Raw genomic sequence first — 12,958 nt, forward strand, 5'->3', positions numbered from 1 at the left:
TATTTGAATTTTGATACCAAAAGAAACCATTTTAGCCTCTGCCAAAAAGACCATATTATCAGAAAGTGAAGCCATTGCAAAGCTAGTGGATTTTGTAAATGACGATTTTATCCAAACCGTTGAAATCATTTACAACACTACCGGAAGATTAGTAGTGACGGGAATAGGCAAAAGTGCTATCATCGCACAGAAAATTGTGGCCACTTTAAATTCAACCGGAACGCCATCCTTATTCCTTCATGCTTCCGAAGCCATCCATGGCGATTTAGGCATGGTCCAACCCGGTGATGTAGTGATTTGTATTTCCAAAAGCGGCAACAGTCCTGAAATCAAAGTTTTGGTTCCGTTATTGAAACGATTTGGCAACAAATTAATAGCCATTACCGGAAATACTACTTCTTTTTTAGGCAAAGAAGCCGATTATGTTTTAAATACGTATGTAGAAAGTGAAGCTTGTCCCAATAATTTGGCGCCAACCAACAGCACTACGGCTCAATTAGTCATGGGCGATGCGATTGCCGTTTGCTTAATGGAAATGAGAAGTTTTACCGCCGAAGATTTTGCCAAATACCATCCCGGTGGTGCTTTAGGTAAAAAATTATTATTACGCGTGGGCGACATGCTGGATACAACCCATAAACCGATTGTGGCACCGGATTCAAACATTAAAAGTGTAATCATGGAAATTTCCGAAAAACGTTTAGGCGTTACCGCTGTTGTTAAAAATGACGAGGTAATCGGAATCATTACTGATGGTGACATCCGAAGAATGCTGAATAAAACCGAAAATATTTCCGGTTTAGTCGCTCAAGATATCATGACCGTAAATCCAAAAATGATTAAATCAACTGATATGGTAAGCGATGCTCTGAATATTTTAGAAGATTTTTCGATTACCCAATTAGTTGTGGTAGACCATGGGGAATACAGAGGCGTTATTCATTTGCATGACATTTTAAAAGAAGGCATCGTATAATGGCAAAAAAAGAGCTTAAAGAAATGTCTTTTTTAGACCATCTGGAAGAGTTAAGATGGTTGTTAGTAAGAAGTACCCTTGCTATTATTATTATTGCATGTGCCGCTTACTTTATAGATGATTTCATTTTCAATCAAATTATTTTCGGGCCTAAAGACCCCAACTTCATCACCTATAAATTCTTTTGTGAGGTAACGCGTTTTTTTGGGGTGGATGACACTTATGCTTGTGCAACTGATTTTTCATTCATTATTCAAAACACGGAAGTGGGCGGGCAGTTTTCAATTTATCTTTGGATATTAATAACTACCGGTTTTGTGCTTGGCTTCCCTTATATTCTTTGGGAATTGTGGAAATTTATCAGACCGGCATTATATGAAAACGAACGTAAAAAAGCGGGGTTGTTTATTGTTGTTTCCTCGTTGTTGTTTTTTATTGGTGTTCTTTTTGGGTACTTTATTATTGTGCCTTTAACCATCAATTTTTTCGCCACTTTTAATGTAAGTGACACGATTATAAATCAATTCACAGTCGATTCTTATATCAGTATGATTAAAACTTCGGTAATTGTTAGTGGTTTGGTTTTCGAACTCCCGATTATCATTTACTTTTTAACCAAATTAGGATTGGTAACACCCAATTTTTTGAGAAAATACAGAAGAGCTGCCATTGTAATAATCTTGATTATAGCCGCAATAGTTACACCACCAGATATTCCTAGTCAAGTGATTGTTTCTATTCCTATAATGGTTTTGTATGAAGTAAGTATTTTAATTTCCGCAACTGTGGTCAAAAAAGAAAAAGAAAATGTCTGATTTAGTAAAAGAATTTAACGACTACCGTTCTCGAATGAACGTGAAGTTATTGGCCGATAATAACAAAATTGTAAAGCGAATTTTCAATTTGGACACCAATGCTTATGCCGAAGGTGCATTAGATGTAAAGACTAAAGAACTATTAGGTTTAGTAGCCTCAGCGGTATTGCGTTGCGATGATTGCGTAAAATACCATTTGGAAACCAGCTACAAAGAAGGCGTCACCAAAGAAGAAATGATGGAAGCTATGGGCATAGCCACTTTAGTCGGCGGAACCATAGTAGTCCCACATTTAAGAAGAGCTTACGAGTTTTGGGAAGCGTTGGAGGAACAGAAATAGTTTCCAAAATTGAAGTTAAAACAATCAATCAAGCAAATGAATTTTGTTTATTTGCAGAGAATAAAACTTAGTACCTTAGTTACTTAGAACCTTAGAACCTCAAAATGAAGTTAAGAGCTGAAAATTTAGTCAAAACCTACAAAGGCAGAAGCGTTGTAAAAGGCATTTCCGTAGAAGTAAACCAGGGAGAAATTGTTGGGCTTTTAGGGCCAAATGGTGCCGGAAAAACCACTTCTTTCTACATGATTGTAGGCTTGGTCAAACCCAATTCCGGAAATATCTATTTGGACGACATGAACATCACCGATTTCCCGATGTACAAACGTGCCCAACACGGTATTGGTTATTTAGCTCAAGAAGCCTCGGTTTTCAGAAAGTTGAGTATCGAAGACAATATTTTGAGTGTTTTACAACTAACCAAACTCAGCAAAGAAGAACAAGTGGCCAAAATGGAAAGTTTGATTGCCGAATTCAGTTTGGAACACATTCGAACCAATCGTGGTGACTTGCTTTCCGGTGGTGAAAGAAGAAGAACCGAAATCGCTCGTGCTTTAGCTACAGATCCAAAATTCATACTATTGGACGAACCCTTTGCCGGAGTTGACCCGGTTGCTGTCGAAGACATACAGAGAATTGTTGCCCAATTAAAAAACAAAAACATCGGCATCTTAATCACTGACCACAACGTTCAAGAAACCTTAGCGATTACCGATAAAACGTATCTAATGTTTGAAGGTGGCATCCTAAAAGCCGGAAATCCGGAAGAATTAGCTGCGGACGAAATGGTGAGAAAGGTTTATCTCGGGCAAAACTTTGAATTGCGTAAAAAGAAATTGCATTTTTAGAAATAAAAAAATCCGCTACTCAGCGGATTTTTTGTTTGCTATATTATTGAAAACGGACAGTAAAACATAGAGTAAAATAATCAACGGAACCGCTAGTATCTGAAGGAAAATCAGCATCAAGACTGAGATAATCAAAAAGAAAATCTGCAATTTATATTTGGCAAAACTGAAATTCTTAATCTTCAGTGAGAATAATGGAATTTCGGCGTTCATGACGTAAGCGCTAATAAAGCTGACAATAACTAAACCGATTTTAACGTTATTAGTCAAAATATAACCAAATGGATCATTATCAAGCAGAAATGGAATACTCATAATAAACAAACAATTTGCCGGTGTTGGCAATCCGATAAAACTATCTGATTGTCTTTCATCTATATTAAATTTGGCCAAACGATAACAGGCACCAAGTGTTATAACAAATCCCAAATAAGGATAAAATCCCCAAAAAGATAAATCAATAATAAATCCCTGTAACAAAGTAAACATAAGATAACCCGGAACAACACCACTCGTTACCATATCAGCTAAAGAATCCAACTGCACGCCTAATGGTCCGGAAACACCAAACTTTCGGGCAAAAAAGCCGTCAAAAAAATCGAAGAAAATACCCAGGCAAACAAAGAAAAAAGCGCTTTCAAAGTCAGAATAAGAAACCATAACCAACGCAACGCAACCACTAAACAAATTAAGCATCGTAAATAAGTTGGGAATCTGGGCTTTGATGTTCATCGTAAACGTTTGTTATTTTTAAAGAAATACAAATTTAATACAATAAGTTGCAGACTTCTGCGTTTTATATTCAAGATTTTTATGTGATATTTGTAAAAAGAAAAATTGCCTTGAAAAAAACGATTGCTATCCTGCTACTTTTCACTAGCCTAATTACTCATGCTCAAGCCGTTAGAAAGTACTCCAATGAGTTTATGAATATAGGTGTTGATGCTGCAGCTTTAGGTATGTCGAATGCCGTAACAGCTTTTACAGGCGATGTCAATTCGGGTTATTGGAATCCGGCCGGATTATTGAAAATTGAAGACAGCGAAGCTTCCTTAATGCATGCCAGTTATTTTGCTAATATTGCCCAATACGATTATGCGGCTTACGCCAAAAACATAGACGACCGAAGCGCTTGGGGTGTTTCCCTGATTCGTTTTGGAGTTGATGACATTCTAAACACTACCCAATTAATCGACAGCGAAGGCAATATCGATTACAACCGAATCAGTTTATTTTCCACTGCAGATTATGGTTTGACTTTTTCCTACGCCCGAAAAATGAAACTCGAAGGATTCCAATACGGCATAAACGCCAAAGTTATCCGAAGAATAATCGGGGATTTTGCCAATTCATGGGGATTTGGTTTTGATGCCGGTTTGCAATTCGACAGAAACGATTGGCACTTTGGTTTGATGCTTCGCGATATCACAACCACTTACAACGTTTGGGCCATCGATGAAGATAAATTTGAAGCCATTCAAGGCGCCGTTGAAGGTCAGAATCAGGAATTGCCCGAAAGTACCGAAATCACGCTGCCCAAAGCCCAACTGGGTATCGCTAAAAAATTTGAATTCCACTACGATTATACTTTATTGGCTGCCGTTAATTTAAACATGCAATTTGCCCGAACCAATGACATCATTTCAACTGATGCGGTGAGTATTGATCCGGCAATCGGTTTTGAATTTGGGTATACCGACTTAGTTTTCCTTCGCGCCGGTGTTGGCAATTTCCAAAATGTGGCCCAAATTGATGGTTCAACCAAGGTAAATTTTCAACCCAATATTGGTTTAGGCTTTAAATACAAAGGCATACAGGTTGATTATGCTTTGACCGATTTGGGCGACCAAAGTGCCGCTTTGTATTCCAATATCTTTTCGGTTAAAGTAGATTTGAGTATTTTTAGATAAAAATTTATGTTGAAAAAAGCACTTTTCTTACTCCTACTCTTTTTTTGTTTACCCACTTTTTCACAAAACCCAAAGCTTTCTGAAAATACACAAATCAGCATTTACACCTGTGGTCGTGGCGAACAACTCTACTCTACTTTTGGCCATACCGCTTTGAGAATTAAAGATGAAGCCAACCAATTGGATATTGTTTTCAACTACGGTGCTTTTGATTTCAGGACGGAGAATTTTTACTTAAAATTTGTCAAAGGCGATTTGCAGTATTTCATGAATGTGACTTCAGTAGAAGATTTTATTTTAGAATACCAAATCGATGAAAGAGAAGTTATTGAACAAACCCTCAACTTATCATTGCCTCAAAAACAAAAGCTTTTCGAAGAATTAAATGCTTCTCTTTACACTTCCGAAAGATACTACACTTATAAATTTATTGACCGAAATTGCACCACTATGGTCACGGAAAAAATCAATGGTTTATTAGGTCAAGTCCAAATTCAGAAAGTAGATGACAAAACAATTAGTTACAGAACGCTTCTTTATCCTTATTTTGAGAATTACTTTTGGTACAAACTCGGCATCAACATTGTTTTTGGCGGAAAAACCGATGCAAAAGCGGAAAAATTATTCCTTCCGGTGGAATTAATGAACAGTTTAGACAAAGCAAATGTGAACGGAAAACCTTTGGTTAGGGCAAAGAAAACCCTCGTTCCCGGAAGCACCATCGAACCAAAATTTGCTTTTTTCAATAGCATTTATGTCATTATTGCTTTTTTAGTTTTGATCACAATAATCAACAAACGTTGGTTGTTCTTAAGCTATCTTTTCGTTTGCGGCATACTTGGCGTTGTTCTTTGTTTGATTGGATTGTATTCCCAACATCAAGAATTGCTGTGGAATTATAACGCACTTTTGTTTAGCCCACTATTTTTGGCTTTACCTTTCTTGAAAGCAATAAAATTGAAAAGAATTTGTAATCTTTCAATAGCACTTTTGTTTGTTTATGCCCTTTTCATGGTTAACAAACCGCATTTGCCTTTGATGTTGCCGTTTGTATTGGCTGCTTTTTATATGCTATTAAAAATCGACGGAAGAAATCCCTTCAGGTTATTGACCTCTGTAAAATAGAACCGTACTAAAGGTTTTAAACATGATATTGAAGTCAAGGAAGAGACTTCGGTGTTTGATGTAATACAAATCGTATTGCAATTTCATTAAACTATCTTCTATAGTTTCACCATAGGAATAATTGACTTGTGCCCAACCCGTTAAACCCGGTTTAATTACATGACGCGTTTCATAAAAAGGCATTACTTCAGCAATTTCACTAACAAAAATTGGGCGCTCAGGTCTTGGACCAATTACTGCCATATCGCCTTTGAGAATATTTATAAACTGCGGAAATTCATCTATTCTTGATTTTCTCATGATTTTTCCAAAAGGCGTAATCCTTGAATCATTAAAAGTAGCAAAAACAGCTCCATCGCTTTCGGCATTTTTAATCATGGTCCGGAATTTGACAATATTAAAAACCGCTCCGTTTTTGCCAACTCTTTCCTGAGTATAAAATAATTTGCCCTTATTACCGAAAAGGTTCCCTATAAACACCAGAGGAATTAACAACAAACCAATCCCTAAACCTATCAGTGAAATTACGATTTCCAAAAATCGAACAACAATTAAATACAAGTGATTTTGATTGCTTCGGCTGAAGGGGAAATAACGATAAAAATCGCGGGAGACATATTGCACAGGTATTCTTTGGGTAATGGCTTCGTATACTTGTGTATATTCCCTGATGATATAGCCATTTTCAAGTAAATCAATGAGTTGATTGTATAGTTTTACGGTAATTCCGTCTGTTTTTTGTGAAGCTATGACAACTTCAGAAATAGAATTTTTCTTTACAAAAGTCTCTAAATCGTTAATTTCAATATTTTTTATGTTGGGAAAGACTTCTGTTTTGATATTGGTACTGTCTGAATTTACAAAACCTAATACACGGTAATGCGGATCGGCATTTTCCAAACCATCTACCAATTCTTTTAATTGATCTTGATCACAAATGAGAATTACTTTCTTTTGAAACCTAGTAGAGGCAAAAAAGCGAACATAAATCATACGCCAAGTAAATAAAGCTAAGAAGATGGCGATGAAAAAGAAAAAGATTTGAATCCGATTGCTGGGTAATACCGGTGTGTAAATTGGAGTTAGTAAGTACAATAAAACCGTAGTAGAAGAAGTGAGAATAATACTTTTTATCACCTGGTATTGGTTACTGGCTACTTGCAAATTATACATTTCAAAAACAGAGCCGATAAAATTTAAGTAAATCCCTAAAACAATGGTCCAGTAAAAATTGGTAGCCGAAATATTGAAATAATTGAATTGAAAAACTATTCCTACCAAGTACAAAGAAAGCAGTACAGAGATTACATCAAAAAGTCGCAAAAGAATTTTTCTTTCTGAAACTTCAAAGTGTATGTCCTTGTATTTGTTCATGTTTAGAGTTTCCTGATTTTTGAAGTCGCAAGTTAGTAAAATATCCCTTTTATTGTAGTAAATCTATCCATTGCTTTTTTACCACTTCCCAATCAAAGCCGGCAACCGTTTCTTTGGCATTTTTAGCAATAGTAGCAGCCAAATCAGCCTCTTCTATCAATCGATTTACTTGTAAAGTCATTCCTTCAATGTCGTTATCAGAGACAAGCAAGGCATTGACATTGTGTTCTAACAAAAATGGAATGCCACCAACATTTGTAGAAACTACCGGTAAACCTAAGGCCATGGCTTCGATAACACTGATAGGCGTATTGTCAAAATGTGTAGTATTGATAAAAATATTATAATCTTTAGAGACTGCTATCCAATCTTCTTTGGATAATTTTCCGGTAAAAGTGACTTCTACGTTGTTTTTTTGGGCAAAACGAATCGCTTTTTCGTAGCTGTCATCTTTTTTGGGACCAATCATACACAATTGGGCTTCAGGAAATTTCTTCTTTATATTGATAAAAACCATTATGGCCATTAACGGATTGTAAATTTTGGCAAATGACCTAACCCAGAGTATTTTGGGCACCTTGAACTCTTTTGTACTTTGAGGGTAAATTTGAAGCTCAATTGTATTGGGAATGTACTTCAAATTGGTATAACCATTCTTCTTAAAAGCTTCATACAAATAAAAAGAAGGGGCAATATTGATGTAGGCATTTTTAAAAATCAGATTGGAAAAGAATTTAGTTCGGACAATTCTACTGGGCAAATCGCCACCATGGAGTTTTGGAATATACTTTACCCCTAAAATTCTGCAGAGTTGGGAAATAAAAAAAGCATACCAAAAATTAATTGTGCTGTAGGTATCAATTAAAACATAGTCCACTTTTTTAGCATACTTAAAGGTCATAAGCAACATTTCCAACATCCTAAAAAACTTATTCTTTTTAGAAGAAGCATAATAAACGGTATATCCTTCGGCTTCAAGAAACAAACCAAGTGTTTCAATTGAGGTAGAAGTATAGCCATGATCGGATAACTTATTTCCTATGTAAAGTAGGCTACTCATCCATATATACTTTTAATAGTGAAAACGAATATACGAAAGCCGGCGCAGCTATCCTCATGGCAGCATGATTAATTGTCAAGATCCAAAACACTAGAAAACAAAAAATATAGATATTTTGCTTGTTATCAAGGTACAAAAACATAGGAGTTGTAAAAACAATCATCAAGGCAATAATGCCTAAAGTTCCATGTTCAGAAATGGTTCTGGTGAGCTCATTGTGAGAAGCTATAATCAATCCGCCTGTTTCTTGCTCTCTGACTTCAAGTCCTTTCCCAACACCAATTCCAAAAACCGGATGGTCTTTAAAGGAAGCAATTTCATTATCCCAAATTTCTTCCCTTCCTGTGAACTGACTTTCCTTTACTCTTCCGGTTGCGTCTTGATTAGCATAGCGTTTATCAATTAATCCACCGGTTTGATTGGAAGTATAAATCCAAGTAAAAGCAAATCCTAAAACGAAAAACAGCAAGAACAAATTTAACCTATACTTACCTTCATTTCTGGTATTGACATACAAAAAGAAAATTAAAATAAGAATCATGAATAACCCGGTAATCATTCCACCTCTTGAAAAAGTAACCAAACCTCTGTAACTTATGTTGAAGAGAATAATTAAATTTATTACAAATATTAGTTTGGACTTGGACTCTAAAATCAACCTCGAAAAAAAGACAAACATCCCCAATCCTAATACCGTAGCCACCTGATTTGGACCAAATCCTCCAGAAGTTTCAATATTAGATCCGGTGCTGACCAAGATGGTTTTCAATTCAGGCGTATAAAAAATCAGATAAACGGTAGTGGCTAAAATGGGTAATCCCATCGACAATAAAATAGTGTTGAGTTGTGAAAACTTAATTTTTCTATTGTAGGCATAAATAGCCGAAATACCCAAACAAGCCGGACCGGATATGTTAAATGACAATGCGTTACGAAGATCTGATTTTAAATTTAATGTCTCTGTGGCTACGATGATTCCGGGTAATAGCAAAATTAGGTAAATCCAAAACGGTATAGCATTCTTAGAAAAACCACTGTAATACATTCCTAACACCATGAAAATCATGATACTGTACTTTGAAAACTCATAAAGAATATTACCGCCTGTCATTCTCAGAAACACCTCGCTTCCCACAATATATGCCGAAACAAAAAGAACCTCATTATTGATATTTCTGTTTTTTATTACAAAATAGAATCCAACAAATACTATCAGAATAGCATATATTTTAGAAAAGGCCGGGAAAGTATAGATTAGCAACCCAATTAAGGCATGTGCAACAACTAAAAGTATATAATTTTTGTCTTTCATGGGTTTATAAACCTTTTATCCAATTTAAATATTGGGTAATCACACCTTCTTCTGAATGATTTTCTTGTATGGTCTGATGCAAAGCCTTTCCAAATTGTTCTCGTAAAACTTCACTATTAATAAGGGCTAATAAGCTATCCTTAAAAGCATCCACTTCATTCACACCTACAATAAATCCGTTACTACTATTTTTTAGTATCAAAGGGATTTCACCTACATTGGTAGCAACAACCGGTTTCTTTGCCAAACCATATTCTATCAATGCTACAGGCAAGCCTTCTGATTTTGAGGTCAAGATAGCAATTTCACACTGATTGATAATAGAAACTACATCATTTTTAGAACCATAAACAAAAACGGTGTCCGTTAATCCTTTACGGGCAATGGCTTCATAAACAGCTTTTGAATAGTCATCTTCAAAATCTTTCCCTACCAAATGAAAGGTCCAGTCGGGATGTGATGCCTTTATTTTCGCTGCAACATCCAACAACATAAAATGGTTTTTTTGGTCTCTTAAATTGGCCAAGCACAATATGCGCTTGCCGTAGGAACCCTTTAGTATTGTCTCCGCTTTTACCATAGAAACTTCATTGGTAAAGTTAGGCAAATAAACCACTTTTGGGCAATTGAGTTCTTTCTCAGCCCAATCTTTGAGTTTATAATTCACCACTATTATGCCGCTAAAAAAGAACGAAGCTATTTTGAGCACCAATGATTTTTGGGTACTGATGAATTCACTCAAACCGTTATGGTCATGCCAAATGATTTGAATTTTCGGATGGATTAGTTTTACCAATAAAGCTATAAAATAAGAGCTGCTGTGCGGCTGCAGAAACTCAACTTGGTTAGTTTTACAGTATTTTTTCAAACGAAAAGCGGCAGAAAAATCTAAAGTTTTTGTCTTTCTTAAAAAAAGATAAGATACAGAATCACTCAATTGACTTTTCAAATGACCTTCAGCTCTAGTCGACACTAAGCCTGTAAATGCTATTCTCTTTGAAAGTGCATTGGCATAATTGATCGCCATTTTCTCAGCACCGCCTACTTCTAAAGAATCAATAATTTGCACTATTCTCATGACTGTAAAAGCTGTTTAATTTCATTTTCAAATACATCTAAAGTGTACTGTCTTGACCATTGAATGGCATTATTTACTTTTTCTTGGTACAAAGTATTGTCTTGCAAAAGGTTGATAATTTTGTTTGCATCTTGCTCCAAACTCATATCTAAAAGCAATCCTCGATTGCCATTGGCTAACATGTTAGGAACACAAGAAACTTTAGAAGCTATTGGCAAACAACCCCAAAACATACCTTCGGCAACAACCTTGGGCCAACCTTCACTTAAAGAAGGTAAAATTACAAAATGATTTTCGAGGTAAGCTTGCTTAATGGTTTCCTGACTTTGATTGCCTTTTAAAAACACTAAGCTTTCCAATGCCTTTTCAGTGATATAATTTTCGATTGGGTTTCGCTCTGCGCCTTCACCATAAATTGCCAACTGAACATCATATCCTTGCTGTTGCAATTTTTCAAGCAGTTGAATGGCGTACAATGGTTGCTTTCCATTAGATAAAGTCCCGACAAAAACAAAAGCTATTTTTCCTTTTAAAGTTCTTGGGCTGACTTCAATCTTGTCTTTTTCAAAATAACTTGCCGTAAAAAAAGGTTTGATGTTTTTGGTACTGTTCTCCCATTCGCCATAAACCAAAACCTGCATATTCTTAGTTAAAAAAGTATTGCTTAAAAGCCATTTTTGGAAGCGATAACTTAAGGGCTGCTTAGCTTTTAAATCCCAATTGCCGGCGTATTTTGCTGTTTTGGGTTTGCTTGGAAATAAAATCTGTACCAAACAACCCAACAACCCCATGTTTCCCGGACATCTCAAGTGAATATGATCGGATTGTTGCATGGCTTTGTAGATTTTGAAAACGATTATGGGTAATTTAAACAGCGATTGTAAAGCAGCTTTTAAGGATAAAAAATGATACGAACTCACTTGGCTGAATGCAATATTTTGATGGCTATAATCAAGGTCAATAGCGGTTTTATCCTTCAAGTTTAAGGGTGCCACCACAATAATTTTACCAACATATTTTGACCAAATATTCATCTCTCTCACATAGGGCGAATACGCGAAGTATTGTCCATCTTGAAAGCCGTGAGCAACATGTGTAATGATACAAAAGGTCATGCCGGTTTATGATTCAGTTTTGGGTTGGTCAAAAAGCAAACTCACCAAACCTAGGATTCTTCCCAAAGATTCGGTAAACGCTTCCTGACGTTTGTTAGTGGTAAAGATATTGCTAAATCTGATGATTATCAATACTAATGAAATGGCGGTCCATTTCAACTTCGCTTTTAATGAAGGTTTTGGATATTTTACTCGCCAAACAAACCAGCCGTTTCTGGTTACCATTTTACCGTATTGGTATTTATTTGGCCTTCCCGATTGGTCGTGGTAATGGGATAACTGAGCTTTAGTGGCAATTACATTTTTACCCAATCGCTGTGCTCTGATACTAAAATCGGCATCTTCATACAAACCGTAACCTTCAAAATAATGCGAGAATTTGATTGTATCAAAAACTATTTTTTTAAACGAAAATGACATCCCAATCAACAAATCAACTTCATAATTTTTACCGGTCAAAGGAAACCCACAAGTTCTCCCGTGAGAGAACTCGGGCATTCGTCCAGGACCTAAATCCGATTGCAAACCGAGATAATTTCGCAAAATATTTCTGGAACCTTCGGGATAAACATAGCCTTCAAATTCGTAATATTTATAGTTATTGTAAACTTTATTAGGCTCTTTTTTTACCCATCGGTTTTCATTAATGGCAATTCCGGCCACGCCTACAATGGCATCGTCACTTTGATAAGCTTTACTAATTTCTTCAAAATAATGCGGTTCTAAAACCGTATCATCATCCAAAAAACAAACTACTTCGGCTTCCGGCGATACTTTGAAAACGCCAAAATTACGTTGCTTGGTAAGACCTCTGTGTTCTTTAGTAACTTGAAAATAAGTCAAATTTTCAAAATAAGTTTGTTCAATTACTGCTTTAGTTTCGTCATTAACAGAACCATCAACAATTAAAATCTCATTCGGATAAAGTGTTTGCTCCTTAACCGAAGTCAACAACTTCAACAAAGGATGCGGTCGCATATACGTACAGATTATCAGCGTAAAATTCAT

General features: G+C 35.9%; 13 protein-coding genes. 6 read left to right on the top strand and 7 right to left on the bottom strand.

Annotated features, from left to right (window positions below; translation table 11 throughout):
- Positions 1–10: 10 nt before the first annotated feature.
- From ICG50_RS09495 to lptB, 4 genes are all read left to right on the top strand, one after another.
- The gene (locus ICG50_RS09495) at positions 11–976 is read left to right on the top strand and encodes a KpsF/GutQ family sugar-phosphate isomerase (RefSeq protein ID WP_187660676.1); all 966 of its coding nucleotides are present in this window, start codon (positions 11–13) and stop codon (positions 974–976) included.
- Positions 976–1,791 (top strand): twin-arginine translocase subunit TatC, encoded by an 816-nt coding sequence (tatC, locus tag ICG50_RS09500; protein WP_187660677.1) that lies wholly within the window; start codon positions 976–978, stop codon positions 1,789–1,791. The genes ICG50_RS09495 and tatC overlap by 1 nt, the downstream gene beginning before the upstream one ends.
- A complete protein-coding gene (locus ICG50_RS09505) occupies positions 1,784–2,131 on the top strand; it encodes a carboxymuconolactone decarboxylase family protein (RefSeq protein ID WP_187660678.1) in 348 nt (115 codons plus the stop codon). The genes tatC and ICG50_RS09505 overlap by 8 nt, the downstream gene beginning before the upstream one ends.
- 104 nt (positions 2,132–2,235) lie before the next feature.
- Complete coding sequence (gene lptB, locus ICG50_RS09510; protein WP_187660679.1) at positions 2,236–2,976, top strand: LPS export ABC transporter ATP-binding protein; 741 nt, start codon at positions 2,236–2,238, stop codon at positions 2,974–2,976.
- Positions 2,977–2,991: 15 nt separating this feature from the next.
- Here the strand turns inward: lptB and ICG50_RS09515 are convergent, their stop codons facing one another.
- On the bottom strand, positions 2,992–3,708 hold the full coding sequence (locus ICG50_RS09515) for a CDP-alcohol phosphatidyltransferase family protein (RefSeq protein WP_187660680.1): 717 nt from the start codon (positions 3,706–3,708) through the stop codon (positions 2,992–2,994).
- Between the two features lie 110 nt (positions 3,709–3,818).
- Here ICG50_RS09515 and ICG50_RS09520 point away from each other — a divergent pair, with 110 nt between their 5' ends.
- Together ICG50_RS09520 and ICG50_RS09525 are read left to right on the top strand one after the other, a co-directional pair.
- Positions 3,819–4,886, top strand: coding sequence for a putative type IX sorting system protein PorV2 (locus ICG50_RS09520; RefSeq protein WP_465254283.1), 1,068 nt, complete (start codon positions 3,819–3,821; stop codon positions 4,884–4,886).
- Positions 4,887–4,892: 6 nt separating this feature from the next.
- The gene (locus tag ICG50_RS09525; RefSeq protein ID WP_187660681.1) at positions 4,893–6,011 is read left to right on the top strand and encodes a lipoprotein N-acyltransferase Lnb domain-containing protein; all 1,119 of its coding nucleotides are present in this window, start codon (positions 4,893–4,895) and stop codon (positions 6,009–6,011) included.
- On the opposite strand, the gene ICG50_RS09530 is transcribed toward ICG50_RS09525, so the two are convergent.
- From ICG50_RS09530 to ICG50_RS09555, 6 genes are read right to left on the bottom strand one after another with little or no spacing between them, the layout of a single operon-like run.
- The gene (locus ICG50_RS09530; protein ID WP_187660682.1) at positions 5,991–7,385 is read right to left on the bottom strand and encodes an exopolysaccharide biosynthesis polyprenyl glycosylphosphotransferase; all 1,395 of its coding nucleotides are present in this window, start codon (positions 7,383–7,385) and stop codon (positions 5,991–5,993) included. The two genes, ICG50_RS09525 and ICG50_RS09530, sit on opposite strands and share 21 nt — an antisense overlap.
- Before the next feature lie 49 nt (positions 7,386–7,434).
- Complete coding sequence (locus ICG50_RS09535; RefSeq protein ID WP_187660683.1) at positions 7,435–8,445, bottom strand: glycosyltransferase family 4 protein; 1,011 nt, start codon at positions 8,443–8,445, stop codon at positions 7,435–7,437.
- Positions 8,438–9,757, bottom strand: a complete 1,320-nt coding sequence (locus ICG50_RS09540) for an O-antigen ligase family protein (protein ID WP_187660684.1) — start codon at positions 9,755–9,757, stop codon at positions 8,438–8,440. Before ICG50_RS09540 ends, ICG50_RS09535 begins: the two co-directional genes overlap by 8 nt.
- Positions 9,758–9,761: 4 nt before the next feature.
- Entirely contained in the window at positions 9,762–10,835 is a 1,074-nt protein-coding gene (locus tag ICG50_RS09545) for a glycosyltransferase (RefSeq protein ID WP_187660685.1), read from the bottom strand.
- Positions 10,832–11,950 carry a glycosyltransferase family 4 protein gene (locus ICG50_RS09550; protein WP_187660686.1) on the bottom strand — a complete coding sequence of 373 codons (1,119 nt, stop codon included), beginning with the start codon at positions 11,948–11,950 and terminating at the stop codon, positions 10,832–10,834. Before ICG50_RS09550 ends, ICG50_RS09545 begins: the two co-directional genes overlap by 4 nt.
- Before the next feature lie 6 nt (positions 11,951–11,956).
- Positions 11,957–12,958: a glycosyltransferase family 2 protein gene (locus ICG50_RS09555; RefSeq protein ID WP_187660687.1), complete on the bottom strand. Its 1,002-nt coding sequence runs from the start codon at positions 12,956–12,958 to the stop codon at positions 11,957–11,959.

The organism is Flavobacterium buctense (assembly GCF_014486695.1).
GTDB classification, from domain to species: domain Bacteria; phylum Bacteroidota; class Bacteroidia; order Flavobacteriales; family Flavobacteriaceae; genus Flavobacterium; species Flavobacterium buctense.